The organism is Psychrobacter sp. K31L (genome assembly GCF_017942195.1).
Classification (GTDB): Bacteria; Pseudomonadota; Gammaproteobacteria; order Pseudomonadales; family Moraxellaceae; genus Psychrobacter; species Psychrobacter glaciei.
Genome location: NZ_JAGKSC010000008.1, coordinates 23,817 through 49,624, shown reverse-complemented (window position 1 = coordinate 49,624; position 25,808 = coordinate 23,817). Strand labels below are relative to the sequence as shown.

The 25,808-nt window shown below is 44.6% G+C and carries 28 protein-coding genes and 1 tRNA gene; 6 read left to right on the top strand and 23 right to left on the bottom strand.

Going from position 1 to position 25,808, the window contains the following annotated elements:
* Positions 1–7: 7 nt before the first annotated feature.
* From rplN to J5X94_RS11780, 17 genes are all read right to left on the bottom strand, one after another.
* On the bottom strand, positions 8–376 hold the full coding sequence (gene rplN, locus J5X94_RS11860; protein ID WP_010196702.1) for a 50S ribosomal protein L14: 369 nt from the start codon (positions 374–376) through the stop codon (positions 8–10).
* A 181-nt stretch (positions 377–557) separates the two neighbouring features.
* Entirely contained in the window at positions 558–830 is a 273-nt protein-coding gene (rpsQ, locus tag J5X94_RS11855) for a 30S ribosomal protein S17 (protein WP_010196699.1), read from the bottom strand.
* A complete protein-coding gene (gene rpmC, locus J5X94_RS11850) occupies positions 827–1,024 on the bottom strand; it encodes a 50S ribosomal protein L29 (protein WP_010196696.1) in 198 nt (65 codons plus the stop codon). Before rpmC ends, rpsQ begins: the two co-directional genes overlap by 4 nt.
* Positions 1,024–1,437 (bottom strand): 50S ribosomal protein L16, encoded by a 414-nt coding sequence (gene rplP, locus J5X94_RS11845; RefSeq protein WP_010196693.1) that lies wholly within the window; start codon positions 1,435–1,437, stop codon positions 1,024–1,026. Before rplP ends, rpmC begins: the two co-directional genes overlap by 1 nt.
* 3 nt (positions 1,438–1,440) lie before the next feature.
* Complete coding sequence (gene rpsC / locus J5X94_RS11840) at positions 1,441–2,169, bottom strand: 30S ribosomal protein S3 (RefSeq protein ID WP_010196691.1); 729 nt, start codon at positions 2,167–2,169, stop codon at positions 1,441–1,443.
* Positions 2,170–2,172: 3 nt separating this feature from the next.
* Positions 2,173–2,502, bottom strand: coding sequence for a 50S ribosomal protein L22 (gene rplV, locus J5X94_RS11835; protein WP_010196689.1), 330 nt, complete (start codon positions 2,500–2,502; stop codon positions 2,173–2,175).
* A gap of 10 nt (positions 2,503–2,512) precedes the next feature.
* Positions 2,513–2,788 carry a 30S ribosomal protein S19 gene (rpsS, locus tag J5X94_RS11830; RefSeq protein WP_010196682.1) on the bottom strand — a complete coding sequence of 92 codons (276 nt, stop codon included), beginning with the start codon at positions 2,786–2,788 and terminating at the stop codon, positions 2,513–2,515.
* Positions 2,789–2,800: 12 nt separating this feature from the next.
* Positions 2,801–3,628 (bottom strand): 50S ribosomal protein L2, encoded by an 828-nt coding sequence (rplB, locus tag J5X94_RS11825; RefSeq protein ID WP_010196679.1) that lies wholly within the window; start codon positions 3,626–3,628, stop codon positions 2,801–2,803.
* An 11-nt stretch (positions 3,629–3,639) separates the two neighbouring features.
* Positions 3,640–3,990, bottom strand: a complete 351-nt coding sequence (gene rplW / locus J5X94_RS11820; protein ID WP_010196677.1) for a 50S ribosomal protein L23 — start codon at positions 3,988–3,990, stop codon at positions 3,640–3,642.
* Positions 3,987–4,589 (bottom strand): 50S ribosomal protein L4, encoded by a 603-nt coding sequence (rplD, locus tag J5X94_RS11815; protein WP_010196673.1) that lies wholly within the window; start codon positions 4,587–4,589, stop codon positions 3,987–3,989. Before rplD ends, rplW begins: the two co-directional genes overlap by 4 nt.
* Positions 4,590–4,603: 14 nt before the next feature.
* Positions 4,604–5,242 carry a 50S ribosomal protein L3 gene (gene rplC / locus J5X94_RS11810; RefSeq protein ID WP_010196672.1) on the bottom strand — a complete coding sequence of 213 codons (639 nt, stop codon included), beginning with the start codon at positions 5,240–5,242 and terminating at the stop codon, positions 4,604–4,606.
* 48 nt (positions 5,243–5,290) lie between these two features.
* Positions 5,291–5,602, bottom strand: coding sequence for a 30S ribosomal protein S10 (rpsJ, locus tag J5X94_RS11805; RefSeq protein ID WP_010196670.1), 312 nt, complete (start codon positions 5,600–5,602; stop codon positions 5,291–5,293).
* Positions 5,603–6,009: 407 nt separating this feature from the next.
* Positions 6,010–7,620 carry an Rne/Rng family ribonuclease gene (locus J5X94_RS11800; protein WP_210541391.1) on the bottom strand — a complete coding sequence of 537 codons (1,611 nt, stop codon included), beginning with the start codon at positions 7,618–7,620 and terminating at the stop codon, positions 6,010–6,012.
* 171 nt (positions 7,621–7,791) lie between these two features.
* Positions 7,792–8,457, bottom strand: a complete 666-nt coding sequence (locus J5X94_RS11795; RefSeq protein WP_210541390.1) for a Maf family protein — start codon at positions 8,455–8,457, stop codon at positions 7,792–7,794.
* A gap of 161 nt (positions 8,458–8,618) precedes the next feature.
* Positions 8,619–9,104 carry a rod shape-determining protein MreD gene (gene mreD, locus J5X94_RS11790; protein ID WP_210541389.1) on the bottom strand — a complete coding sequence of 162 codons (486 nt, stop codon included), beginning with the start codon at positions 9,102–9,104 and terminating at the stop codon, positions 8,619–8,621.
* A 136-nt stretch (positions 9,105–9,240) separates the two neighbouring features.
* Positions 9,241–10,107, bottom strand: coding sequence for a rod shape-determining protein MreC (gene mreC / locus J5X94_RS11785; RefSeq protein ID WP_210541388.1), 867 nt, complete (start codon positions 10,105–10,107; stop codon positions 9,241–9,243).
* Between the two features lie 284 nt (positions 10,108–10,391).
* A complete protein-coding gene (locus J5X94_RS11780) occupies positions 10,392–11,429 on the bottom strand; it encodes a rod shape-determining protein (protein WP_026037076.1) in 1,038 nt (345 codons plus the stop codon).
* Positions 11,430–12,101: 672 nt separating this feature from the next.
* On the opposite strand from J5X94_RS11780, the gene gatC reads away from it, so the two are divergent.
* The 6 genes from gatC (at position 12,102) to J5X94_RS11750 (ending at position 18,100) form a co-directional block, all read left to right on the top strand.
* Positions 12,102–12,416: an Asp-tRNA(Asn)/Glu-tRNA(Gln) amidotransferase subunit GatC gene (gatC, locus tag J5X94_RS11775; protein ID WP_210541387.1), complete on the top strand. Its 315-nt coding sequence runs from the start codon at positions 12,102–12,104 to the stop codon at positions 12,414–12,416.
* Positions 12,417–12,486: 70 nt separating this feature from the next.
* Positions 12,487–13,983: an Asp-tRNA(Asn)/Glu-tRNA(Gln) amidotransferase subunit GatA gene (gatA, locus tag J5X94_RS11770; protein ID WP_210541386.1), complete on the top strand. Its 1,497-nt coding sequence runs from the start codon at positions 12,487–12,489 to the stop codon at positions 13,981–13,983.
* The gene (gatB, locus tag J5X94_RS11765) at positions 13,983–15,509 is read left to right on the top strand and encodes an Asp-tRNA(Asn)/Glu-tRNA(Gln) amidotransferase subunit GatB (RefSeq protein WP_210541385.1); all 1,527 of its coding nucleotides are present in this window, start codon (positions 13,983–13,985) and stop codon (positions 15,507–15,509) included. Before gatA ends, gatB begins: the two co-directional genes overlap by 1 nt.
* Before the next feature lie 114 nt (positions 15,510–15,623).
* Positions 15,624–15,700 (top strand) — tRNA-Pro (locus J5X94_RS11760).
* Between the two features lie 203 nt (positions 15,701–15,903).
* Entirely contained in the window at positions 15,904–16,758 is an 855-nt protein-coding gene (locus J5X94_RS11755) for a hypothetical protein (protein ID WP_210541384.1), read from the top strand.
* A 397-nt stretch (positions 16,759–17,155) separates the two neighbouring features.
* Positions 17,156–18,100, top strand: a complete 945-nt coding sequence (locus J5X94_RS11750; RefSeq protein WP_210541383.1) for a DUF1853 family protein — start codon at positions 17,156–17,158, stop codon at positions 18,098–18,100.
* A gap of 36 nt (positions 18,101–18,136) precedes the next feature.
* Here the strand turns inward: J5X94_RS11750 and J5X94_RS11745 are convergent, their stop codons facing one another.
* From J5X94_RS11745 to trpB, 6 genes are all read right to left on the bottom strand, one after another.
* Positions 18,137–18,667 carry a DUF2726 domain-containing protein gene (locus J5X94_RS11745; protein ID WP_194621033.1) on the bottom strand — a complete coding sequence of 177 codons (531 nt, stop codon included), beginning with the start codon at positions 18,665–18,667 and terminating at the stop codon, positions 18,137–18,139.
* A 296-nt stretch (positions 18,668–18,963) separates the two neighbouring features.
* On the bottom strand, positions 18,964–20,166 hold the full coding sequence (locus J5X94_RS11740; protein WP_210541382.1) for an SPOR and LysM peptidoglycan-binding domain-containing protein: 1,203 nt from the start codon (positions 20,164–20,166) through the stop codon (positions 18,964–18,966).
* Between the two features lie 335 nt (positions 20,167–20,501).
* Positions 20,502–21,857, bottom strand: a complete 1,356-nt coding sequence (folC, locus tag J5X94_RS11735; protein ID WP_210541381.1) for a bifunctional tetrahydrofolate synthase/dihydrofolate synthase — start codon at positions 21,855–21,857, stop codon at positions 20,502–20,504.
* Between the two features lie 182 nt (positions 21,858–22,039).
* Positions 22,040–23,002, bottom strand: a complete 963-nt coding sequence (gene accD / locus J5X94_RS11730) for an acetyl-CoA carboxylase, carboxyltransferase subunit beta (RefSeq protein WP_210541416.1) — start codon at positions 23,000–23,002, stop codon at positions 22,040–22,042.
* Positions 23,003–23,520: 518 nt separating this feature from the next.
* Complete coding sequence (gene trpA / locus J5X94_RS11725) at positions 23,521–24,345, bottom strand: tryptophan synthase subunit alpha (RefSeq protein WP_210541380.1); 825 nt, start codon at positions 24,343–24,345, stop codon at positions 23,521–23,523.
* 126 nt (positions 24,346–24,471) lie between these two features.
* Positions 24,472–25,674, bottom strand: a complete 1,203-nt coding sequence (gene trpB / locus J5X94_RS11720) for a tryptophan synthase subunit beta (protein ID WP_210541415.1) — start codon at positions 25,672–25,674, stop codon at positions 24,472–24,474.
* Positions 25,675–25,808 lie beyond the last annotated feature (134 nt).

Sequence of the window (25,808 nt, the reverse complement as noted above, 5' to 3'; positions counted from 1 at the left end):
GATTACCTCACAATACTTCTGGTGCTAGGGATACAATTTTCATAAACTGATCACCACGTAGTTCACGAGTTACCGGTCCAAAAATACGAGTTGCAATCGGTGCTTTGTTTTGGTTCAACAATACCGCAGCATTGTCATCAAAACGCAGAACAGAACCATCAGGACGACGAACGCCTTTTTTGGTACGTACAACTACCGCATTCATCACGTCGCCTTTTTTAACACGACCGCGAGGAATGGCTTCTTTAACCGTTACTTTAATAATGTCGCCAACTGATGCATAACGACGATGAGAGCCACCCAGTACTTTAATGCACTGAACTCGCCTTGCACCGCTATTGTCTGCAACTTCCAGCATTGACTCAACCTGAATCATAGCGTTACTCCACACGTATGAGCAATAAAAACCAGTTGCTGCCGCTAGCACAGTATGAGTAGTCGGCATTTTAATATAAATAACCGCTGCTACTCTTAATGTGAGTGATATACGCTCGGCGCAATCAGCATCCTTAAAAAGGCGGCTATTTTAACAGCTTCTGGCTTTTAATGCAATTTACTTAGATTTTTTCTACTTTTTCAACCACATCAACCAAAGTCCAAGACTTGGTTTTTGAGATTGGACGCGTTTCTTTGATGCGGACAAGGTCGCCTTGTTGGCAAACGTTATTCTCATCATGAGCTTTGATTTTTGTAGAACGACGAAGCTGCTTGCCATACAAAGGATGACGTACAAGACGTTCAATCAAAACTGTGATGGACTTGTCCATCTTGTCGCTGACAACTCTTCCTGTCAATACGCTAGCATTAGCTGTTTGATTGTTATCGCTCATGAGTCGCCTCGTTGTTTCTCGTTAATCAAAGTCTGAATCTGAGCAATCGTGCGACGATTGCCTCTGACTTCATGGGTATTACCCAACTGACCAGTTGCTTTAGCCATACGAATACGGAAAGCATCAAGTTGCTTTTCATCAAGTAACTGGGTCAGTTCTTCTAATGATTTATCACGTAATTCACTGATCTTCATTACATTATCGTCCGCTTAACAATGGTAGTTTTAAAGGGCAGTTTTGCTGCAGCAAGCGTGAAAGCTTCACGTGCAAGCTCTTCTGGTACCCCTTCAATTTCATATAGCACTTTACCAGGTTTGATTTCGCATACCCAATATTCAACAGGACCTTTACCTTTACCCATACGTACTTCTAATGGCTTGTTGGTAATAGGCTTGTCTGGGAATACACGAATCCAAATCTTACCGCCACGCTTAATTTTACGAGTGATGGTACGACGTGCTGCTTCGATTTGACGGGCTGTCATACGACCGCGCGTCAATGATTTTAGACCAATTTGTCCGAATGCAACGGTGCTTCCACGATGAGCTAGCCCAGTGTTACGACCTTTATGCATTTTACGAAACTTGGTACGTTTTGGCTGTAACATAGTTTAACCTCTGTCTGAGTTTCGACGGTTTCCGTTTCCGCGACCACGGCGTTTTGGCGCACGAGTCTGCTCTTCTTTGACGGGATTGTAAACACTGTTCATACCGTCAAGGATCTCTCCGCGGAAGATCCAAACTTTTACACCGATGGTGCCGTAAGTTGTCTCTGCACGTACTGACGCATAGTCAATATCAGCGCGAAGTGTATGTAATGGCACACGGCCTTCACGATACCACTCACTACGAGCAATCTCAGCACCGCCAAGACGACCAGACAGCTCAACTTTAATACCTTTAGCACCAGAGCGCATGCTGTTCTGTACCGCGCGTTTCATCGCACGACGGAACATAACACGACGCTCAAGCTGGCTTCCGATACCGTCTGCTACCAAACGTGCATCAAGATCAGGTGACGTGATTTCTTCAATGTTGACCTGAGCAGGTACGCCCATAATTTTGGTCAATTCTTTTTGAAGTCTTTCGATATCTTCGCCTTTCTTACCGATAACAATACCAGGACGCGCAGTGGCGATGGTAATTTTAGCGGCGCCAGTAGGACGCTCGATCATGATGTTGCTGATCATAGCGTTATCTAGCTTTTTGCGTAGATACTCACGAACTTGAATGTCGTTAATGAGGTATTCTGAGTATTGTTTAGGGTTAGCATACCAATTTGCATTATGCTTTTTTACAACACCAAGACGAATTCCGATTGGATGTACTTTTTGACCCATAACTTATTCTCCTACCTTTATAGTGATGTGACAGGTACGCTTACTGATACGATCAGCGCGACCTTTGGCACGTGGTAGGATACGTTTTAGCGTAATGCCTTCATCAACGTAGATGGTTGATACTTTAAGCGTATCAATATCTAAACCGTTGTTGTTTTCGGCATTGGCGATGGCTGAGTTAAGACATTTCTTAACAAACACAGCGCCTTTTTTATTACTATACGTTAGGATATCCAAAGCACGCTCGATAGATTTGCCACGAACTTCATCAGCAACGAGTCTAACTTTTTGTGCCGATATGGCGGCACCGCGTAATTTTGCAGTTACTTCCATGGTAAGCACCTTATCTCTTAGCTTTTTTGTCAATGCCGTGACCACGATACGTACGAGTCGGGGCAAATTCACCTAGTTTATGACCAACCATCTGCTCACTCACAATAACCGGTACGTGAGTACGGCCGTTGTGAACAGATAAAGTTAGGCCAACCATTTGTGGCAGAATCATCGAGCGGCGCGACCAAGTCTTAATTGGTTTGCGTGAGTTGGTGTCTAATGCATTTTCAACTTTAGCAAATAAGTGCGCGTCTATGAATGGACCTTTTTTCAATGAACGAGGCATGAAATTCTTCCTTTATTTCTTCTTGGCGCGGCGGCGGATGATCATGTTGTCAGTACGCTTATTGTGACGCGTTTTAAGTCCTTTAGACTTCTGACCCCAAGGGCTAGTTGGATGGCGACCTTTATTACGACCTTCACCACCACCGTGTGGGTGATCAACCGGGTTCATAGCGACACCACGAACAGAAGGACGAACACCACGCCAACGTGAAGCACCAGCTTTACCAAGTGATTTCAAGTTGTTTTCAGTGTTAGAAACTTCACCAATAACAGCACGGCAATTCACGTGTACACGGCGTGTTTCGCCAGAGCGCATACGTAGAATAGCATAAATACCGTCACGACCTAGCAACTGAACACTAGCACCCGCAGAACGAGCCATCTGTGCACCTTTACCGATTTTAAGTTCGATATTATGGATTACAGTACCTAGTGGTATGTTTTTTAGCGGTAAACAGTTACCTGGACGAATTGGTGATAATTCACCTGACATTACAGTATCGCCAACTACTTGCTTCTTAGCAGCGATAATATAACGACGTTCGCCGTCAGCGTACTTAAGTAAAGCAATATGCGCAGTACGGTTAGGATCGTATTCAATACGCTCTACTGTAGCTGGGATATTGTCTTTAGTACGTTTAAAATCAATAATACGATAATGTTGCTTATGACCACCGCCGATGTGACGAGTAGTGATACGGCCATTATTGTTACGACCACCGGTCTTGCTTTTTGATTCTAGAAGCGCTGCAAACGGACGACCTTTATAAAGGTGTGGATGCACTACTTTTTCAACAAAACGACGGCCTGGTGATGTTGGCTTTGCTCTTACGATAGGCATGAGTGTAATCCTTATTCGTTATTCGCTGTTTCACTAGTAGAAGCAGTCGTATTTGCGACCTCTTCACCAGCATCAGCCATTTGTACATCTTGACCAGCTTTTAAGGTAACATAGGCTTTTTTATAGTCATTACGACGGCCGATACTTTTACCAAAACGCTTTGTCTTACCTTTAACGTTCAATGTGTTTACTTTTAAAACTTCAACACCTTCAAACATCATCTCAACTGCTTTTTTAACTTCTAACTTAGTAGCGTTAGAGTCAATTTTAAATACCTGCACACCAAGTGAGTCGCCAAGCATTTGAGATTTCTCTGAGAATACAGGTCCTCTTAGGATCTGATAAAGTCTTGCGTTATTCATGCTAGTGCTTCCTCAAATTGTTTCGCAGCTTCGACTGTCATGATCACTTTATCAAAAGCGATCAAGCTCACTGGATCCACTTCACTTGTATCAAGTACATTGACATGTGGGATGTTTCGAGCAGCTAAGTATAAGTTTTCGTCAACTTCTTTGGTGACGATTAATGCACGTGATGCATTTAACTCACCTAACTTTGCGATAAGCTCTTTAGTCTTAGGTCCAGAAACGCTCAACTCTTCAACCAAGATCAAACGCTCTTGGCGAATCAATTCGGCTAGGATACACTGCATAGCACCGCGATACATTTTACGGTTGACTTTCTGTGACCAATCTTGTGGTTTGGCCGCAAATGTGCGTCCGCCCCCACGCCAGATAGGACTACGAATAGAGCCTGCACGAGCACGACCAGTACCTTTTTGGCGCCATGGCTTAATGCCACCGCCAGAAACTTCGGCACGGGTCTTTTGAGCGCGTGTACCTTGGCGAGCACCAGCAAGATATGCGGTGACGACTTGATGCACTAGTGCTTCGTTGAATTCACGACCGAAAGCCGTATCAGAAAGCTCAACTGCCGCCCCTGTAACTGTTTTTAAATCCACGTTAATCCCCTTGCTTAGGCTTTGACTGACGGACGTACGATGACATCGCCACCGGTGGCACCTGGGATAGCACCCTTGATGACAAGTAACCCATTTTCAACATCAACCGATATCACTTCTAGGCCTTGAACGGTAACGCGTTTGTTACCCATCTGACCTGGCATTTTTTTGCCTTTGAAGACTTTACCTGGTGACTGGTTTTGACCAGTTGAACCAATGGCACGGTGAGATACTGAGTTACCATGAGTGGCATCTTGCATGCTGAAGTTGTGACGCTTCACGCCGCCTTGAAAGCCTTTACCTTTACTGTTTCCTGTGACATCAACCATCTGACCTTGTTCAAACAAGTCAGCTAGGATCTCACCACCAATCTCACGACCTTCAAGATCGCTGTCATTGGCACGAAATTCCCAAACACCACGACCAGCGGCAACGCCGGCTTTAGCGAAGTGACCTTTTTGAGCTGCTGTTACGCGGCTGTCACGACGGGTGCCTGTGGTGATTTGGATGGCTTGATAGCCATCTACATCAGTATTTTTTACTTGAGTAATGCGGTTAGCACTGATCTCAACCACTGTTACAGGGATAGATGCGCCTGCTTCAGTGAAGACACGGGTCATGCCGCATTTTTTACCGACTAAACCGATCGCCATTTTAGACCTCTTTATATCTTATATTAATGGGTTGGGTGTTTATGTGCATTAACCCAAAGCAATTTGAACGTCAACACCCGCCGCTAAGTCAAGCTTCATTAGCGCATCCACAGTTTTATCGGTAGGTTGAACAATGTCAACCATACGCTTATGAGTACGGATTTCGTACTGATCACGAGCGTCTTTGTTTACGTGTGGTGAAGTTAGAACGTTGAAGCGCTCAATGCGAGTCGGCAACGGTACAGGACCACAAACTTGCGCACCGGTGCGCTTTGCAGTATCAACAATCTCTTGTGCAGATTGATCAATCAGACGATGATCAAAAGACTTAAGACGGATACGGATTCTCTGGTTAGCCATGCCAGCAAGCTCCTAATATGTGCTTTCGTCATTCTTGCTTTGCAAAGATATGACCAAAAGCCGTTTGGTTAAATATTTACTTAAAGCTGCCTTCTGTTCTTAACCAGAATGAGTTCTTTATCCGAACTTGTAGCGTGCCAAAAGCAAAATAGTTTAAAGCCCCGCCGACCCTTCCATAATAGGATGTCAGCAAAGGCATAATGAAATAGTGCTAGAAACGATGCTCTAGCTGTCATAGCGCCAGCTGTTTGATTGGCTGCGCATATATAATTCAGTGGTATATATTATACATAGTATTTCAGTCATTGCAAGAGCAATATCTATGGCATTTCAAGATATTAGGCTTTATAAACAACCTGACTTATAACCAACAATTTACGTTAAATATCTTAGTGATGGGCCAACCATTAGTCTAAAACGATATCGTACTGCTCTTGGGTATAGAGATTTTCGACATCAAAAGTAATCACCCTACCCAGCAGATACTCTAAATCTGCTACCGTATCCGACTCTGAGGTGAGTAATAAATCAATGACTGCGGCATGGGCAACCACCGTAAACTTCTTAGGAGAATTATAGGTACGAGCACAGCGCATGATTTCACGGAATATCTCAAAGCAGACGGTTTCAGCGGTTTTGACAAAGCCGCGGCCTTGACAAGTTGAACACGGCTCACACAACTGCTGCCCTAGCGATTCACGAGTACGTTTACGGGTCATCTCTACCAAGCCAAGCTCACTGACTTGGGTAATCTTCGTCTTGGCATAGTCTTGTGCCAGTTGCGACTGCAAACTCTCCAGCACGTCATCTTTATGCTGCTGCTCCAGCATATCAATGAAGTCTAGGATAATAATACCGCCAAGATTGCGCAAACGCAGCTGTCGAGCGATGGCATGAGTGGCTTCTAAGTTGGTTTTGTAAACCGTATCTTCTAATGAACGTCCACCAACAAAAGAACCTGTGTTGACATCAATCGTGGTCATCGCTTCGGTCTGGTCAATAATTAAGTAGCCACCTGACTTTAAGTCAACGCGACGTTTTAAAGCATCACGTAAATCGTCTTCAACCCGATGAACGTCAAATAAAGATTGCTCCGCGGTATAATGCACAATTCGATCATAGACGAAAGGCACGAACTCTTTAGCGAACTGCCTGACTTGCTCGTAGATTTGTGCATTATCAATGACGACTTTTGCGGTATCGGTATGTACTAGGTCACGAATCGAGCGTAGTGGCAGAGCCAGCTCTTGGTAAATAAGCTCTGAGCTTTGATGATGATTAATTTCCTGACGACGCGCGCAGATAGTCCGCCAAAGCTGTAACAAATAATAAATGTCTTCTTCTAGTTTATCGACAGGCACGCGCTCGGCAGCTGTACGGGCAATCAATCCGCCTTTTAGGTTGACGGTTTGCATCAAACTATTTAGCTCAGTCTTGAGACGGTTACGCTCTTCTTCGCCATCGATACGCTGTGATATGCCGATATGATCACTCGATGGCAAATATACCAGATAGCGCGACGGCAGAGAGACGTTGGTGGTCAGGCGAGCGCCTTTGCTGCCCAATTGGTCTTTTGTCACTTGGACAAGAATACGTTGGCTTTCGTGCAAGCGGTGCTGGATAAGGGTTTTAGAAACAGGAACGACATCGGTACTTTGCGCACTGACCACTGGCGGGCTGACGTCTAGACTATCAACACCGTTTTCCACCACAGTGTTGTCTGTATTCGTATCTGCCTCCTTCTTACCCTCCTCAGGTGCTTTACTTTTTCTTTCTACTACTGGGCGAGGCTCGCGCTGCATATCATTGACATGTAAAAACGCTGTCCGTGACTGACCGATATCAACAAAGGCCGCTTGCATACCCGGCAGGACACGCACAACAGTACCTAGATAGATATTACCAACCAAACCCAGTTTGTGATGTCGCTCAATATAGATCTCGCCTAGGATACCGTTATCTAGCACGGCGACACGCGACTCCATTGGACTAATATTAATCAGCAGCTCTTCGGACATAATGTTTTCTCTTATCTTTCAGCTTTCTTGTTAGACAGTCATCGTCTATTAGATTTACAGTGTAACAAATGCAACTTGCTCTTGCCCATTACCCTAGCGTGTCGTTATGTGCAGACAATGAACGGCGGGCTTTTAGCGCATTGACAAGGGCTGCCCTACCATTGTGGCTTTTTAATGAGTGCCAGTATCTAGAATATCTTTAAGCAATGCCAGCGTTTGCGAAAGCGGCAAGCCGACGACATTGGTATAGCTACCATTGATACGGCTAACCCATGCAGCACCCAAACCTTGAATACCGTAGCCACCTGCTTTATCAGCAGGTTCGCCACTCTCCCAATAACAGCTCATCATCTCCGTCGTAAGAGGTATAAAGGTGACTGCCGTACGTTCGGTGATTTGTTGTTGCTTGACGGCTTGGAATACTGGCTCATGGTTTTCTGTATGAGTGTGCGTAGAAACTAAGGATACATGGGTAGCTTGTACCGCCGTCCATACTTCATGGGTATTATCTGACATTTGCTGCCACATGCGATAAGCGTGCTCGCGATCGGCTGGTTTTACCAGTACTGTCTGACCATCTGGTAGCACACCAATGGTATCAGAGGTCAAAATAATAAGCTGCTCAGCGAGGTTGTCTTTGTTTGTTTCAACGGTGTCATTTAGCTGTTGTACTGCGGCAGCCGCTTTGGCAGCGACCATACGCTCAATATAGTTTTTTGGTAGCTCATTATCTTGTGGTGTTTCATCGATATCGACGCTCATGACCGTAAAATCCAGCTGCGCTCTAGCGAGCAACTCCCGACGACGCGGTGAACCAGAGGCTAAAATAATATCCATCGCTATTCTCTTATTTTATGATCATACCAATTATCAAAGGCACAGAGACTTTCAGGATTGGCAGCTTTCATGTTGAGCATAAATTCTACTGCCAATCACATTAACACTACTAATAACAGAAAGGCTCTCAAAAGCAATTATTGAGGTAGTAACTGAATTGATTAACGCGCAAATTTTCGTAACACTAAGAGCACTAGAGGCCAGCTGACTATACTCATCAATAAAGAAAAGGCAGACTGCGCGACAAAAATGTTTTGGATAAACATCTGTAGCATCCACAAACTCAGTTGAAACAGCAGCAAGCCTAATGAGGCGATAAGCCAAGCATTGACAGTGTTTAACTTTCTGACATAAATGCTACTGATCTTGATAACAAGTGCCACCATCACAGCAGCAAAGGCTTGCTGACCTAAGTGGGTGTCCATCAAAAGGTCTGCCGCTAAACCAATGGTAAACGCGGTAAAGATACCAACGTAACGTGGCTGAAACAGCAGCCAAAAAATCAGCACCATGATCATAATCATGGGACGCAAGGTAGCCATACTAGGACTTAATGGATAGACATTGAGCGATGAGGCAATGACAAAGCTGGTAACAATCACAATGAGCAAGATCCCGATTGGGTGCCTAGAGTCAGAATACGTCATGAATACCTACCTTAGCGAGTGTTTGGCGGCGGCCATTTGAACGTCTATTTAGCTGAAAAAACATCACTAAAAAGGTATGGGTGAAGATATTATAGAGCAAGCCCGGCAAAGTGGTTAGCGATGTATAAATTGAATATCAGCCACCATTACTATCGAAACCCACATTACTTTTATCTATCAGCTTGTCTTGAAGCACTAATACGTAGGCATTATCGATAAAATTTGCCGCTGGCGTGACTTCAATACTTCTGAAGTTATCTGATTGCGTGTCTTTGACATGAGCGATCCGACCGACTCGATAGCCTGCTGGAATGCGACCACCTAAACCTGAAGAAACCAGCTCGTCACCCACGCGCACGTCTGAGGTTTTGAAGACATAATTGAGGCTTAAAGAAGTGGGTATTCCTTGACCCGTCACAATCGCCCGCTGACCCGTACGTTTAACCGTTACTGCTACCGACTGCTGCTCATCAGTAATGAGTAGTAAGCGACTGGTATTGGGATAGACATTGATAATCTGACCCAATATCCCGTCTTCGTCGATGACCGTTTGACCGACTTGCACCCCATCTTGCGCGCCTTTATTAAGCACGACGATTTGGCGAAGTAAATTGGTGTCTGTACCGATAACCTGTGCCAAATTTAGCTCAAACTGTTCAGGTTTGGTGGTCGACAAGATGCCTTGCAAGCGCGCATTTTGTGCCAAAATATAGTCTTGCTGCTGGAGCTTGGCCTGCGCGTGAATCAACTGCGACTTCAACTGCATGTTTTCGCGGCGTAGCGCTTCTTTTGATTGTAAGCTGCCACTTGCCCAATGCTTAGCATAGCTTGGCAATAGTGACAGTTCATAGATAGGCTGCATAGCGGCATGACTGGTATTGCGTACAGGACTGAACCATTCCGGATTTTTGCTATCGAACCACATCATTATCAACGCTACTATCAATACAATAGCAGCCTTACGAAGTGCTAATGGCTGGCGTGCAAAAATACTTGGCGTCATAAGTCATCTAATTAAGGTTTTCTAATGTGAGCAATACCTAGCGCTAGTTATAACAATGTTTAACGATCTCATCGTTATCAGCATTTAGTGGCGATGCGTGTAGCTGGCAATTAGTAATATGATTAAAGGCAGCGCAACTGGCTACCTTTATCGTTATTTACTTTTATCGTTAAATCGAATGTTTGACAATCGTGTTAACCGTCACTGAAGCATGCTTGTAAAAAATCACGGTTAACAGCAACTGATGTTCATCTAAATAAAAAGCTACTTAAACAAATGATCACTTAAACAAAAATCATATTTAAGCTTTTATTATTGATAAAGTCGAGGGCGATACCGCCACCACGACTGACGCAAGTCAATGGATCGTCAGCGACTGTCACTGGCAAACCCGTCTCTCTTGAAATCAGCTTGTCTAAATCACGCAACAATGCACCGCCACCGGTCAAGACAATACCACGCTCGGCAATATCTGATGACAGCTCAGGTGGTGTTTGCTCAAGCGCTGCTTTCACGGCACTAACGATACCACTCAATGGATCACTCAGTGCTTTTTGTACTTCTTCCGAATTGACTGTGAACGTTTTTGGCACGCCTTCTGCCATGCTACGACCACGCACTTCTACTTCTAATTGACTGTCTTCATTCAGGGCCGAGCCTACTTCTTTTTTGATACGCTCAGCAGTGGTTTCACCAATCACACAACCGTGGGTACGGCGTACATGAGTGATGATGGCTTCATCAAATATGTCGCCACCGATACGAATCGACTCGGCATACACGCAACCTGATAGAGCAATAACCGCAATCTCAGTTGTACCACCACCGATATCAACCACCATTGAGCCACTCGCTTCATGCACTGGCATGCCAGCACCAATAGCAGCGGCCATCGGCTCTTCTAGCAATAGCACTTTGCTTGCGCCCGCTGATGATACGGCTTCACGGATGGCTTTGCGTTCAACGAGAGTTGATTTGCATGGCACACAAACGACCACGTTGGGCTGTGCCATAAAACGCTTCGCCTTTACCTTGCCGATAAAGTGCTTAAGCATTTTTTGGGTCACTTCAAAGTCAGCAATCACGCCGTCTTTTAGGGGACGAATCGCCGTGATATTGGCAGGCGTACGGCCAAGCATCTGCTTGGCATCGATGCCAACCGCAGCAACGGTAGGGTTATGGGTACGATTGCTTCGTAGCGCGACCACCGTAGGCTCATCGAGCACCACGCCTTTATTAGGAATAAAAATTAAAGTGTTCGCAGTACCAAGGTCGATAGCGATATTATTTGATAAAAATCCAAACAGGTTCATGACTAATATATCCAGCGTCTTACGAATGAGGCGAATGAGAGTGACTGAGAGTGACTGAGAGGGTTACTCGTCAGTGTTGAGCAGGTCGTCGTTAGACATCAACTGTGGCGAAATTGGTGCATCGCAACAAGTCAAACCTAAGCAATAATGATGAAATGACAAATCTGAGCTAAATTATACCGATTTAGCTCAAAAAAAACACAGGTATTTGCATCAGTAAGGCAGGATTTTGGTCTTAAACGCTAAAAGTTGTTACAAAGTTTGAAATGGCAGTGAATACCATTCAATCTAATGAAACATCATTTAATTCAATAACTAACAAGGCTCTACAGGCAAATGATAGTTTTGCCTAGCATCACAGGTGCATACTGTAACGTATTTCAGAACGTAATGGGTAAGCAATTGAGAATCATGCGGTCAATTTTGCAAATCTTTGTGAATCATGGTGGCTTGGTTGAGATTGTGCAGCAATCAAGCGTCAGGCTCTGTAAACTTGGGTCAGATGCTTTATAATAAGCCTATGCTATCTCACTTTTATTTTAGTAGCCAATTATAGTGGTTGCTTTTAACAGCGATTTAATTTTAATAACTGGTTTTAACAGCGGCTTTTTAAGTGCTTATTTTAAGCGCTATTTTTAAACCTACTTACTCTAACAAAAACTGTCCTTCACTGGAGAAACTATGTCACAGCAACCAGCAACGTCTGACAGCAACGTCAGCCGTGAAGAAATCCTAGAAGTTGCCAGCCTTGCGCGCTTGGGTGTCGATGAAACGACCGCCAACAGCTATGCCAACGAAATCAGCAAAGTATTAAAACTGATGCATACGCTTGGTAATGTGGACACGACTGATGTTAAACCACTATCAAATATCCATGAGGCTTGCCAAGACTTGCGTGCCGACGTCGCCAAACACGATATCAATCGTGAACGTAACCAATCGGTCGCGCCAGCAGTTGAAGAAGGCTTGTACCTAGTGCCTCAAGTGATTGAATAATTGGTCGGCTCTATTTCTGCCTTTATCTCATTTTATTTTATGCTATTAACATTTTGACGGACGACACCTTATGTCTGAACTTCATTTATTAAGTACCCAGCAGCTTATTACGGGCTTACAAGACAAACAATTTAGTAGCCTTGAGCTGACAGAACACTATATCAAACGTATCGATGCGCTAGACAGCAAGATTAACAGCTTTATCACTCATACGTCTGAGACAGCACGCGCACAAGCGCAAGCAGCGGACGAGATGCGGGCGCAAGGCGATCAGCGCCCATTACTTGGTGTACCGATGGCGCACAAAGATATTTTTTGTACCCAAGGCGTACTGACGACTTGTGGTTCAAAGATGCTACATAACTTTGTGTCACCTTATAATGCCACTATCGTCTCAAACATCGACAAAGCAGGCATGATTAGCTTGGGCAAGCTCAACATGGATGAGTTTGCGATGGGCTCAGACAATAGCAGCTCATACTATGGTACTGTGCAAAACCCTTGGAATCTAGAGCGCGTCCCTGGTGGTTCATCAGGTGGTAGTGCTGCCGCGGTTGCCGCAGGTTTTGTGCCAGTCGCAACCGGTAGTGATACCGGCGGCTCTATTCGTCAGCCTGCTTCATTCTGTGGCTTAACGGGTATCAAGCCCACTTATGGTCGCGTCTCTCGCTTCGGTATGATTGCCTATGCCTCAAGTCTGGATCAAGCTGGTAGTATGGGTCGTAGTGCCAAAGATTGCGCTTATCTATTGCAACCAATGATCGGGCACGATGCGCGTGATGCAACGTCTATCAAGTATGACATGCCAGACTACGTACAAGACATTAACGATGCAGAAGCAGCCGCTGGTGATAAACCCTTTGCTGGTCTACGTATCGGTGTCGCTAAAGAATACTTTAGTAAAGGGCTTGATGCTGAGGTAGAAACAGCCGTACGTGCTGCTTTGACAAAATACGAAGAGCTGGGCGCAACCATCGTAGAAGTCAATATCACCGATCCTGAGATCACGTTGGCGACTTATTACATGCTGGCTCCTGCCGAAGCGTCATCTAACCTGTCGCGCTTCGATGGTGTGCGCTTTGGCTATCGCTGTGAGAACCCAAAAGATCTCATCGATCTATATACGCGCTCACGTTCTGAAGGTTTTGGTCCTGAAGTACAGCGCCGTATCTTGACGGGCACTTACGCGCTATCTGCTGGTTATTTCGATGCTTACTATACTAAAGCACAAAAAATACGCCGCTTAATCGTTAAAGACTTCGAAGACGCCTTTGCCAACTGTGATGTCATCGCCAGCCCAACGGCACCAACGGCTGCTTACAAGCTTGCTGAAGACCTCGATCCTGCCACCATGTATTTGGGCGATGTTTATACCATCGGTGTTAACTTAGCCGGTCTGCCTGCGCTCAGCCAACCAGTTGGTTTAAACTCAGAAGGCCTACCAATTGGCTTACAGTTAATCGGTAAGCATTGGCAAGAGAGTCAACTGCTCACGACTGCGCATCTATTCCAGCAGCATACGGATCATCATCTACAGCACTCTGCCATCGCAAAGGAGACGGTATAATGAACACAGCAACTACTGATAACAATGCCGTTCGCGAGCACGCTGTTCGTAAAGAGCTGTTCGTCGATGGCTATGAAGTAGTCATCGGTATCGAGATTCACTGTCAGCTCAATACTGAAAGTAAGATCTTCTCTAGCGCGCCCACTGACTTCGGTCACGAGCCAAACACACAAGCCAGTATTGTAGATTTAGGTCTGCCTGGTGTCTTGCCAGTGCTAAATGCGGGCGTGGTCGATCGTGCGCTAAAATTCGGCATTGGCGTCAATGCTGAGTTGGGTTTGTTCAACACCTTTGACCGTAAAAACTACTTTTATCCTGATCTGCCTAAAGGCTATCAAATTACTCAGATGGCCAACCCTATCGTTGGCGAAGGGTATATCGATGTCGTGGTTAATGAAGGTGAAAAGAACGAATATCCGAAACGTATGGGTATCACCCGCGCGCATTTAGAAGAAGACGCTGGTAAATCTGTCCATGATGCTGTCGATGGTATGACAGGTGTCGATCTCAACCGTGCTGGTACACCATTAATCGAAATCGTCTCTGAGCCTGATATGCGCTCTGCTCACGAAGCACTGGCTTATATCAAAGCCATTCATCAGCTGGTCACGTGGCTAGGTATCTCAGATGCGGTCATGGCAGAAGGCTCGTTCCGCTGCGATTGTAACGTCTCTGTGCGTAAGCCAGGTGCAGAATTGGGCACGCGTACTGAGCTAAAGAACTTAAACTCGTTCCGCTTTATCGAGCGCGCCATCAATCGTGAAATCGAGCGTCAAATCGATATCGTTGAAGACGGTGGCAAAGTTGTGCAAGCAACGATGCTATATGATCCAGAGCGCGACGAAACTCGTACGATGCGTACCAAAGAAGATGCCAACGACTATCGCTACTTCCCTGATCCTGACCTGCTGCCTGTTCGTATCGAGCAGCATACGGTTGATGCGATCAAAGCGGCGATGCCTGAGCTACCAGTGGCACGTCGCGCCCGTTTTGAAGAAGCGCTTGGTCTGTCAGAGTATGACGCTCGCATCCTAACTGGTAGCCGTCAAATTGCCGATTACTTCGAAGACGTGGTCGCTGAAGTAGGACAATCAGATGCCAAAATGGCTGGTAACTGGGTCATGGGCGATCTACTGGGCGCACTGAATAAAGACGATAAAGATATCATCGACTCCCCTATCAGCGCCAAGCAATTGGCTGGCATGCTAGCGCGTATCAAAGACGATACGCTATCTGGCAAATTGGCTAAGAAAGTCTTTAGCGCCCTGTATGAACGCGCGGGCGGCGATACTGATGATGCCGCTGACAAAATCATCGAAGAAAAAGGTCTCAAGCAAGAAACCGATACGGGCGCTATCAAGGCCATCGTTGAAGACGTCATTGCTAAGAACGAAGCGATGGTTGACGAGTATCGTGGCGGTAAAGAAAAAGCCTTTAACGGTCTGGTCGGACAAGTCATGAAAGCCAGTCGCGGTAGTGCCAACCCGCAGCAAGTCAACCAAATCCTAAAAGAGCTACTGGGTTAAGGTTAATTGCTGATTGGTTATGCTGACTGTGATACGCAAATTAAGGTTATAGATTTTGGCCAAAATAAATAGCCCTTGCAATATGCCTAATTTTGCGTAAAATAGTCAGTCATTCGGGGCGTAGCGCAGTCTGGTAGCGCACTACACTGGGGGTGTAGTGGTCGCAGGTTCAAATCCTGCCGTTCCGACCAAACATAGTAGTAAAGAGAAAAGCCAATCATTGTTTTCAATGGTTGGCTTTTTTTTGGGTTAGATTTATAAGGTTTGTGTCTACATCTTAGGTAAGAGATGAGGTAAACTCAAATTTTTATTAAAGTATTAGCAGCTCTGTAAGGTTAACGCTTCGAATAATAGCGATTTATGCTTATTTTGGAAAGATGTAAGGATTTGAATTATGCAATATAGTCTTAAGGGTAAAGAGTATTACTCACAGTTTAATAATTGCGACAATATTAAAAATAATTTTGATTATTTGACTGTGCCTGAAGCGGCAATTTTATGGTGTGGTATTCCTAGAAGTGAATTAGCTACTGAATTGACTCAATGTACTCCAAAAGGAGATGGAAACGCATTATCCCGAAGTATTGTTAAGCACCCATATGTTCAATGTGTTGAACCTAGATGTGAAATACTTCATCAGGCCTTTGAGGATGGTAAGTTAAAAATGGGCAGAGATGGCGGTAAAGGTTACTATAAATATGATATCAAGGATAAAAAAGAAGCTGACTCTGGGAGTAGTGGTATAGGTCATATTAATCCTGAACGACGAACTATAAAAGTAACTGACTTAAAAGAATTTATTGCCGAATATCATGCTGACGACATGCCTAAAACTTTATTCTCCGATATTGATATTCATAAATTAAAACCGATTACTCATGATGATTACTCATCTCTACTAGCTAAAAATCAGGCTTTAGAAGCACGTTTGGAAAAGGCTAAGGAAATTTATGTCCAACAGAGAAAAGAAATATCAGACCTTGAAAGCAAAAGTGAACAAGCTGCACTCGCAGCCAATCCAGCCGATGATTTAGAAAAAGTACCGCATCAAGCATATAGAGCTTTAGATAGGGTAATGTATGCAATGGCTAAACTTACTAATCTGGATAATGCCGAACCATATAGCCAAAACAACCCATCTTTGAATGCTAGCATTACTACTATATTACAAAACGATGGTTTAACGCTCGAATATCAAGCCGTAGGCAAATGGCTGTCACGTATTAACGATATAAAGCCACTAAATTAATCTACTATAGATAACTTGCTATCTACTATAGAACCTACGCAAACCCCCACACCATAAACTAGCAACCATAAGCCGTATCAATCAAGTTACGGTAAATATGGAGCTAGACACATGTCGCACTTAGAAAAAAATAAAGGCTCAACCAGCACAAAATCATCAGTCCAAAAGCTATTTAAAAAACCACCCAAATGGTCATTTGCTATATTAAGGTTTTTGATTATTATCCTAGTGCCTTTATTATCAAATGCACCAGATATTCAGCTTAATTTTTATATCATTAGTATCATGATTTAGTAATAGGACAATCAAGCACTACCCTAGCTGATACTCGTGTCCTATAGACTTTTATAGAGCGAGCCGTTAGGGTAAATGCTACAACGTTACTATGGTTTATCCTATGTCCGAGCCGATTGCTAAGCCCTCTGCTACGCTAGTTGACGCCCCTTGGGAAGCGTACCGACGACCTTATGTGCGTGATTTGGCTTATGTGTTGGCATGCCCTAATGTTCTAACGCAGTGGCTAGACTTTGCGCCACATCAGAATACCCATGCCATCGCCGTACATAGCGCCAACTTTTGGCTGCGACAGTTTGAGAAGTATCAGGAGCGTTTATCAGAGCTGGACACTACCAATGCTTATCAAGCACTCACCCGTTACTTACTCAAGCGCCCCAGTCCCAATCGTTTAGGATTTCACTTTGAAGGGTTACTGTCATTTTGGTTAGAGGATGGATTTGCGCGCAAACTACATCCGTACGAGACGCTAGCCAGTAACGCCCAGTTATTTAGCGGCAAGCAGACGACAGGTGAGCTTGATTTGATTTTGTATAACCATGCGGAAAATCTGGTCGAGCACTGGGAGCTGGCGATTAAGTTTTTTATGGGATCAGCACCGTTTGAGCCGGAGAATTGGGTGGGGATTAACTCCAATGACAATTTGCAGCGCAAAATGACCCATATGCAAACCAAGCAGTTTCGCACCGTATGGGTAGATACCGAAAATCATGGGCAAGTCAAAATTGATAAGCGTTATGGTGTTATAAAAGGACGGTTCTTTTTGCCAAAGAACATCATTAATTTCGTCTATCCGTCTTGGCTAGCACCAAGCTTTCCCATGCACGAATGGTGCGATAAGTACGACACGAGCACTCTCGCGATGCTTGATATCAGAGCTTTGCGCGCTGCTCATTATATTGAATGGTTTAGCAAACGCGACTTTTATGATGGACGTCCGTCGGTACTTATCCATTCTGAAAACGGTATCTTAAAAACAGGATTATACTTTGAAGGTGATAGACCCATCGTCATTTACCCGAAACAGCATGATGAGAAAAGCGACTGATTAAGCATTATTCCTAAAGGTTTTATCTACTAACGCTCAATAACTCTCAATCACTTGCATCAGCTCATATCTGAGCATATCAGCACTGGGCATGCGCTCAGCGTGAAAGCGAACCATAGCAATGCCTGCACTGGCTAAAGCTTTGTCTTTTTTATCGTCTGCTTTTTGACGTGCTTTGCTACTATGCGTCCAATCATCAAGCTCTATAGCGACTAATGTAGTCTGAGCATCGACATCCACGATCACATAATCCACGCTTTGACGGCAGATACGATTGAACCAAAAGCTACGCTCAGAGGTCTCATCACTATTGGCTTCGATGATGCGTGACAGCTGAACTTGGACAAATATGTGATATTCCGGTAATGCATTTTTTAACTTATTAAAAAATATTACCTCGGTATCGGTCATGATGGGCATCGGTGCAAATGGCCAAATAGCCAGCTCATCGCCACGTACAGGCTTTGGATCAGGCTCAACGACTGGGGGTTTTTTCAATAGCTTTGGTACGGTAATCAGCCCTAAAAACCCAACAGCCAATATTAAAAATATAACGCCAAATGACATGGTTTTACCTTATACAATATGAAAGTGATTGGCTGAGTGTCATCATTCGCACTGAATCCATGACAGGCCGATCACAGCAGGGCAACCTTTATAGGCTGACAGGTTATACAAAAAGAGATAATAAAAATGGCGCTTATCTTAACTAAGGATGCGCCAATCGGCAATCTATAAAGCAAAAAAACACGACAGCATATGTCGTGTTTTGATAGGAAGTGAATAAAGACCTAATCAATATCTTGAAAAATGTCTCATCTATTCAGATGTAATCATTTAATGATAGTAGACGAGCCTCTATCTTAACGCCAGTAAAGTACCCAAGCGCTCGTCGTATTTACTTTGGGATCGCTATTGATTTTGTCTTTTAGTGCCAAGGCCGCGACTTTACCACGCTCAGGACCGACGACGACTCGGACGCCGCGACTGGTAGCGCTGGTCTTCACTTGATAGCCTGCTGATTTGAATTTTTTGGCCAGCTCATCGGCTTTAGCTTGGTCATTCGCCAAGGCAACTTGTACCCCAAAGCTGCCTTTGGCATCGGTTTCTTTGACTTCTTTACGGGCTTCACTGAGTTTTTGCTGAGCGTCGCGTTTGGCATCAGTCGATTTTTTTGCGAGCGCATCTTCTTTTTTGCGTTTTTCTTCACGAGCCTGTTCAGCTGCTGCTGCTTCACGTGCCAAACGATCCACCTGCTTACGCGATGGAATGGTAATACTCTGACCCAGTTGTAGCGATGTCGATGACGAAAGATTATTCGCTTGTGCCAATACTTCTACGGGCATATTGTATTGCCGCGCCAGTTTTATCAGCCCATCACCTCTTTTTACTTGATAGTCAGAAGGCGATTTTGGTGGCTCATTTTTGGCGGCTTCTGCTGCTTGTTCCACCGCTTGTTTCTTTTTCTCAGCCATGGTCTGAGCATCAGCTTGCTTTTTAGCTTCCGCTTGGCGTTTGGCTTCTGCTTCTTTTTTGGCGGCAGCTTGTTCTTTTAGTACGGCCTGTTTTTTGGCTTCTTGTTGCTGGGCTTGAGCGGCCTTTTGCTTATCGCTATCGCTCGTGTTGATCGCCGCGGCAGTTGCTTGATCATTAGTACTAGGCTGTGCGCTTGAGGGTTGAACCACATCTTTTGCAGCTTCTGAACTGTCGTCATCGTCGGCAGCGGGTGCACTATTGGCTATATACTGCTGATTTTCCGCACGCGATTTTGCCAAGGCTTGCGCCTCCGCAGTCTCTTGCTCCGTCAAAAACTGCTGCGCCCGTTTTTCTTGCTCAGCTACCCGCGCAGCACGTTCTTTTTGCTTTTGCGCCAGGATACGCTTTTCAGTGTCGATGTCAGTGGTCAGTGGCTGCGGTGCCTCTTGCTCGGCACTTGGCTTATCGACCATTACCGTCGCTGGCTCGGATGTATTACCGTCACCAATTTGTTGCACCATGGCATATAGCATTACGCTACCGCCGATAATCATCCCAGTGCCCAATAAGGCTTGTCTCGAAAAGTTCATCCGTTTACGTCTCTTAGTTGGTAATAAGGTTGATTGGTCAGCGCGGTTATTGTTAAAACCCTATCAGCTAATATCCTACCAGTCGTCTTGATAAATAGCCACTGCCACCAGTTACTGCCATCATCTCTCAAAGATTATGTCATATTTATAACAGCACTTTTTTATGAAAGCTATTCTTTATGAAAGTACTTTTTATAAAGCACTTTATAAAATACCTTATAAAAAATATCTTTGTTTGCAAAAGCTCTTTGATTATAAAGTATATTTTTTATGCTGTCTGCTATCACGCTGCTGTTAAGATTAACATTAAACCCGTCATATTTTCACTTAATTTCTCATTTTTCAAGTGCCGCCAATGCCTCACCAATAGTATGGAAGGAGCCACAAACGACAATAAGATCTTGTGGTTGACTGCCATTTATAACGGCCTGCGTCGCTTCTGATAAACGTTTCAACTCATGTATCTGCTCACTATCCACATAGTTGCTTAAGATACTTTGCAACTGCTGAGTACTTGCCGCGCGTGGATAGTCAATTTCAGCGATGAACCAATCGCTAATCGGCAAGCCTGATTTGGTCAAACGCTGCACGACCTTGTCGATATCTTTATCCGCCAGCATGGAAAATAGCATTTTAATAGTTGCAGGTGCGCTATCAGTTTTTTCATCATTATTTTGCTTCGCCACATGCTGCTGCCAGAGCGGTAATAATTGCGCTAATAAAAACTCAACCCCTTGCTCGTTATGTGCCACATCAAATAGCCAGTGACGATTCTCTAACTCTCTATAATCAAAGCGACCTGCCAATTTAACGGTCTGTAGCGCCTGCTCAATAGCAGCAGTATCGACAGCTAATGAACTGGCTAACACTGCTGATAAGGCATTGGCAGTATTGGTCAATGACAGTGCTGGTCGTGGCAACTGTAGAGTAACAGCGGCATTGCTATATTGCCAAGTAATTGCGTCGATCTCGCGATAATGGAAGTCTTTGCCAACTTGATAACAAATCGCCTGATTTTTATCGATAGCCTGTTGCACGCTGGTTGGCATGTCGGTAGCGCCATAAATTAGGGGAATACCATTGCGTAAGATTCCTGCTTTCTCGCGACCAATATCTTCGACATTGTCACCGAGCCAATCAACATGATCGATACCAATATTGGTAATGACTGCCATATCAGGATCAATAATATTGACCACATCTAAGCGCCCACCGAGTCCCACTTCTAATACCCATACATCACAATCGGCTTCGGCAAATATCAATAAAGCAGCCAATGTCGTCATCTCAAAAAACGATAAGGTCAAAGCACACTGTAACCGTGCCGCTTCTACTTTGTTAAAAGCGTTGATTAATGTCTCATCGCTGACCATTTCGCCATTGATGCGTACCCGCTCATTAAAGGCGCTGAGATGCGGCGATTGATACAGAGCAGTTTTATAACCTGCTGCTTGGCACATCTGTGCAATCACTGCCGTCGTTGAGCCTTTACCGTTGGTGCCTGCCACGGTAAATACATAAGCTTCATCTTTCGCTGACTGTACCACACCCAGTGCTTCAGCGACTGGCAACACGCGCGACAAGCCCATATCTATCGCTGAGACGTGTATCTGCTGCATATAATCGAGCCATTCCGTTAAACTGGCTTTATCATTGGGGCTAGCGGGATTAGAAGCTTGAGAATCAGACATGGCGCAAACCTATATATAATTTTATGAAAATAAAAACCGTGTATCTGCTAACTAAAACCAAAAATAGCATTTACCGTTATATGACGATAAATGCTATTAAGGAGTTTTGCATATTTTAGAGATATTAACACGCTGCTAAGCAGTTATAAAACTTATAAACTTAATCTGCTGTTTATTTGGTGCTAAGCATTAACATTAGGAACGCGGCATAACTTCGCCAGCAAGCGATAAATGGTATCGATTAGCTGATGACGGTGTACCACTTCATCGACCACGCCATGCTCTAACAAGAACTCAGCACGCTGGAATGGCTCTTCTAATGTCTCACGGACGGTTTGCTCAATCACGCGCTTGCCCGCAAAGCCAATCATGGCTTTTGGTTCTGCCAGATGGATATCACCGAGCATAGCGAGCGATGCAGTCACACCGCCATAAACGGGGTTGGTCAGCACCACGATATACGGCACGCCAGCAATTCTTAAGCGTTCAATTGCCGCTGCGGTACGAGCCATCTGCATCAAGGACAATAGCCCCTCTTGCATACGCGCACCGCCTGAGGCTGCAAAGCAAACTAGAGGTACTTTATCTTCAAGGGCTTTTTCAGCCGCTTGGACAAATCGATCGCCGACGACTGACCCCATCGAGCCGCCCATAAAGCGAAAATCAAAAGCACAAGCGACGACGTCAAGATTGCGCAGCTTACCATACATGACAATCAGCGCTTCAGATTCGCCCGTTTTTTCTTGTGCTTCACTCATACGCTTTGGATATGGCTTACTATCGACGAATCTTAGCGGATCTTTGGCAGTGAATTCCTGCCCTGTCTCACCGTCTACTTGATCAAGCAACCAGTTTAAGCGCTCACGAGCACTCATCGGTAAATGATGGTCGCAATGCGGGCATACATAACAGTTAAAAATAAGCGCCGTGTTGGTAATCATCGAATGGCAATTACTGCACTTGGTTGACGGTTCGGTCTCTACTGCCGTCAAAGGCGCCGTCAATTGCTGCTTGATACCTGGTACCGAGCGATTAAACCACGATTGCCCAGCGGTGTTGCCGTTCGGCTCGACGTTGCTTTTTTCAGTATTATTAGGATTAGTCATATCAGGTTTTGTTATTGTATCAGTCATATTATTTGCCATCATCAAAGGCTTATCGACAAGTTGGCTCATTCCCTTGTCCTTGAGAGTTTAATGGTTGTCTAAACAAAGTGTCAAATACCAGCATAACATGAGCAGTTATGGGACACGTTTACATATCCATGTCGCAGTCTATCGTACTTATGGATAAAGATCAGCGATAGGAGTATCAACAAATGCTATTTTAAAAACCACTATCATAATTATATTAGTTTACACTCGTAAACTAAATTTAGCAAAGTCATTTGATCTTGTGTTTATAAATACTAAGTGCTTATAAATACTAAGTGCTTATAAATATTAAGCGCTTATAAATATTAAGCGCTCATAAATATTAAGTCTTTATAAACCATACATCAACGTGGCTACGCTACTGACTATTTCTCAGGCTCACACAGTGGAACTTATATAAGGTCGATGATGAATGCTAGTGAGTCGCCTGCCATCAGCAACCGCGACCCATTCTCCTCTACCGATGATTTCTATAGGCGATCGCTATATAAGGCAATGACTATATAAATCTAAGCGCTCAAGCTATCCAACGCGCCGCGTAACTCGTCCATCTTAGCCATGATTTTTTGCTGAGCCGCCGCAACAGCCGTAGCATCGCTCGCATCTATATCAGCAAAATTCTGTACCAACGCACTTCCAACGATCACCCCATCCGCATGAGTACCAATCGCTTTTGCAGAAGCCCCATCACGGATACCAAACCCGACACATACTGGAAGGTCTGTCTCGGCTTTAATGGCTTGTACTTGGGTCGCCACAGCAGCTGTATCTAGCGTTGCTGAACCTGTCACGCCTTTCAATGACACATAATAGATATAACCGCCACAATGGGTTAGCACTTGCTTACGGCGCTCAGGCAAAGTGGTTGGTGATAGTAAGAAAATCTCATTTATCGAGTTGTCAGTTAAGTGCTGGGTAAAGCTGCCCGCCTCTGCTGGTGGTAAATCAACCATCAAGATACCATCGACGCCAGACTGCTCACACAGCGCAACAAAGTTATCATAACCAATGATTTCAACAGGATTGAGATAGCCCATCAAAATGATTGGCGTCTGTGTATCTGTTTGACGAAACTCAGCGACCATTTTTAGCGCATCACGGGTACTCGTACCGGCAGCCAATGCACGCTCACCAGCCAAAGCGACCACAGGGCCGTCAGCCATTGGGTCAGAGAATGGCAGACCAACTTCGATCATATCTGCGCCGTGCTTGACTAAGTCATGCAACAGACCTACGGTAGTGGTTGGATTAGGATCGCCTGCCATCACATAAGGGATTAGGGCCTTTTTATTTTGTTCTTTTAAGATCTCAAAGGTACTTTCAATTCTGGTCATAGTGTTCTCTTAATGTTTATAAACTGGCTTGTTTGACCTTTCATTTAATAATCTATATTGAACAATAAAAGGTCAAACAATTTTTCTTATAAAGAAGAATCTAGTAAGGTATAAAACTAGCTGCAATTACATCTCAATCCCTTCTGCCTTCATGACTGAATGCAGATCTTTGTCACCACGACCCGACATGTTGACGATGATCGTCTGATCAGGTGTCATTGTTTTGGCCAGTTTCAATGCATACGCGACGGCATGAGCAGTTTCAAGCGCAGGGATAATACCTTCTTTACGCGTGGCTTCATGGAAGCCTTCTAGCGCTTCTTTATCGGTACAGCCGACATATTCAACGCGCTTCATGTCTTTTAAGAAGCTATGTTCTGGACCGACACCAGGGTAATCAAGACCAGCTGAGATAGAATGCGTCTCTTGAATCTGACCATCATCATCTGCCATTAGGTAAGTACGGTTACCATGCAGTACACCGATACGACCCGCTGCTAGTGGCGCTGAATGACGACCTGTTTCGATACCATCACCTGTCGCTTCGACACCATACATTTTGACATCAGTATCATTTAGGAAATCAAAGAACAAACCAATGGCATTTGAGCCACCACCGACACAAGCAACCAATGCATCTGGCATTTTTCCTGTTTTTTCTAAATGCTGAATACGGGCTTCTTTACCGATAATCGCTTGAAAATCACGAACCAGTAGCGGATAAGGATGTGGCCCTGCAACGGTACCAATAATATAATACGTGCTATCTACATTGGTAACCCAATCACGCATGGCTTCATTCATGGCATCTTTAAGGGTACGTGAGCCAGAAGTAACCGGCACGACAGTGGCACCAAGTAAACGCATACGATAGACGTTCATTTTTTGACGCTCAACATCATCGGCACCCATATAGACGATACACTCTAGCCCTAAACGTGCGGCAATCGTCGCAGTCGCTACGCCATGCTGTCCTGCACCAGTCTCAGCGATGATACGTTGTTTGCCACACATTTTGGCAAGCAGTGCCTGACCAATAGTGTTATTTACTTTATGTGCGCCCGTGTGGTTCAGGTCTTCACGCTTAAAGTAAATTTGCGCACCGCCGATCTCATCACTCAAACGTTTAGCATGATAAAGCGGTGTTGGACGACCGACATAATTGACCAAATCATTATGATACTCTTCCCAGAACGCCGGATCTGCTTTGACTTTGGTATAAAGCGCTTCTAGCTCTTCTAGTGCTGCCATCAAGGTTTCAGAGACAAAACGACCGCCATGCACACCAAAGTGCCCACGGGCATCGGGATACTGATTGAAGTCTTGCACATCAGTTGGATTGGTAAAAGTATTAACGGCTTGTGCCGTGGCTGATAAATCTTTGTTAGCGACATGACTCATGATAATTCCTACTGTAATAAGTGGTATTTTTTAATATAAATAGTGGAGAACGAAAAAATAAG

Coding starts and splice junctions, on each gene's coding strand:
- rpsS (WP_010196682.1), bottom strand. CDS start 2,788: ATGCCTCGTTCATTGAAAAAAGGTCCATTCATAGACGCGCACTTATTT.
- J5X94_RS11795 (WP_210541390.1), bottom strand. CDS start 8,457: ATGGATATTATTTTAGCCTCTGGTTCACCGCGTCGTCGGGAGTTGCTC.
- gatC (WP_210541387.1), top strand. CDS start 12,102: ATGTCACAGCAACCAGCAACGTCTGACAGCAACGTCAGCCGTGAAGAA.
- rpsC (WP_010196691.1), bottom strand. CDS start 2,169: ATGGGTCAAAAAGTACATCCAATCGGAATTCGTCTTGGTGTTGTAAAA.
- J5X94_RS11800 (WP_210541391.1), bottom strand. CDS start 7,620: ATGTCCGAAGAGCTGCTGATTAATATTAGTCCAATGGAGTCGCGTGTC.
- rplV (WP_010196689.1), bottom strand. CDS start 2,502: ATGGAAGTAACTGCAAAATTACGCGGTGCCGCCATATCGGCACAAAAA.
- rpsQ (WP_010196699.1), bottom strand. CDS start 830: ATGAGCGATAACAATCAAACAGCTAATGCTAGCGTATTGACAGGAAGA.
- J5X94_RS11750 (WP_210541383.1), top strand. CDS start 17,156: ATGTCCGAGCCGATTGCTAAGCCCTCTGCTACGCTAGTTGACGCCCCT.
- folC (WP_210541381.1), bottom strand. CDS start 21,857: ATGTCTGATTCTCAAGCTTCTAATCCCGCTAGCCCCAATGATAAAGCC.
- trpA (WP_210541380.1), bottom strand. CDS start 24,345: ATGACCAGAATTGAAAGTACCTTTGAGATCTTAAAAGAACAAAATAAA.
- gatA (WP_210541386.1), top strand. CDS start 12,487: ATGTCTGAACTTCATTTATTAAGTACCCAGCAGCTTATTACGGGCTTA.
- rpsJ (WP_010196670.1), bottom strand. CDS start 5,602: ATGGCTAACCAGAGAATCCGTATCCGTCTTAAGTCTTTTGATCATCGT.
- mreD (WP_210541389.1), bottom strand. CDS start 9,104: ATGACGTATTCTGACTCTAGGCACCCAATCGGGATCTTGCTCATTGTG.
- rplN (WP_010196702.1), bottom strand. CDS start 376: ATGATTCAGGTTGAGTCAATGCTGGAAGTTGCAGACAATAGCGGTGCA.
- J5X94_RS11755 (WP_210541384.1), top strand. CDS start 15,904: ATGCAATATAGTCTTAAGGGTAAAGAGTATTACTCACAGTTTAATAAT.
- J5X94_RS11740 (WP_210541382.1), bottom strand. CDS start 20,166: ATGAACTTTTCGAGACAAGCCTTATTGGGCACTGGGATGATTATCGGC.
- gatB (WP_210541385.1), top strand. CDS start 13,983: ATGAACACAGCAACTACTGATAACAATGCCGTTCGCGAGCACGCTGTT.
- rplW (WP_010196677.1), bottom strand. CDS start 3,990: ATGAATAACGCAAGACTTTATCAGATCCTAAGAGGACCTGTATTCTCA.
- rplC (WP_010196672.1), bottom strand. CDS start 5,242: ATGGCGATCGGTTTAGTCGGTAAAAAATGCGGCATGACCCGTGTCTTC.
- rplP (WP_010196693.1), bottom strand. CDS start 1,437: ATGTTACAGCCAAAACGTACCAAGTTTCGTAAAATGCATAAAGGTCGT.
- rplB (WP_010196679.1), bottom strand. CDS start 3,628: ATGCCTATCGTAAGAGCAAAGCCAACATCACCAGGCCGTCGTTTTGTT.
- J5X94_RS11745 (WP_194621033.1), bottom strand. CDS start 18,667: ATGTCATTTGGCGTTATATTTTTAATATTGGCTGTTGGGTTTTTAGGG.
- mreC (WP_210541388.1), bottom strand. CDS start 10,107: ATGACGCCAAGTATTTTTGCACGCCAGCCATTAGCACTTCGTAAGGCT.
- accD (WP_210541416.1), bottom strand. CDS start 23,002: ATGGCAAATAATATGACTGATACAATAACAAAACCTGATATGACTAAT.
- rpmC (WP_010196696.1), bottom strand. CDS start 1,024: ATGAAGATCAGTGAATTACGTGATAAATCATTAGAAGAACTGACCCAG.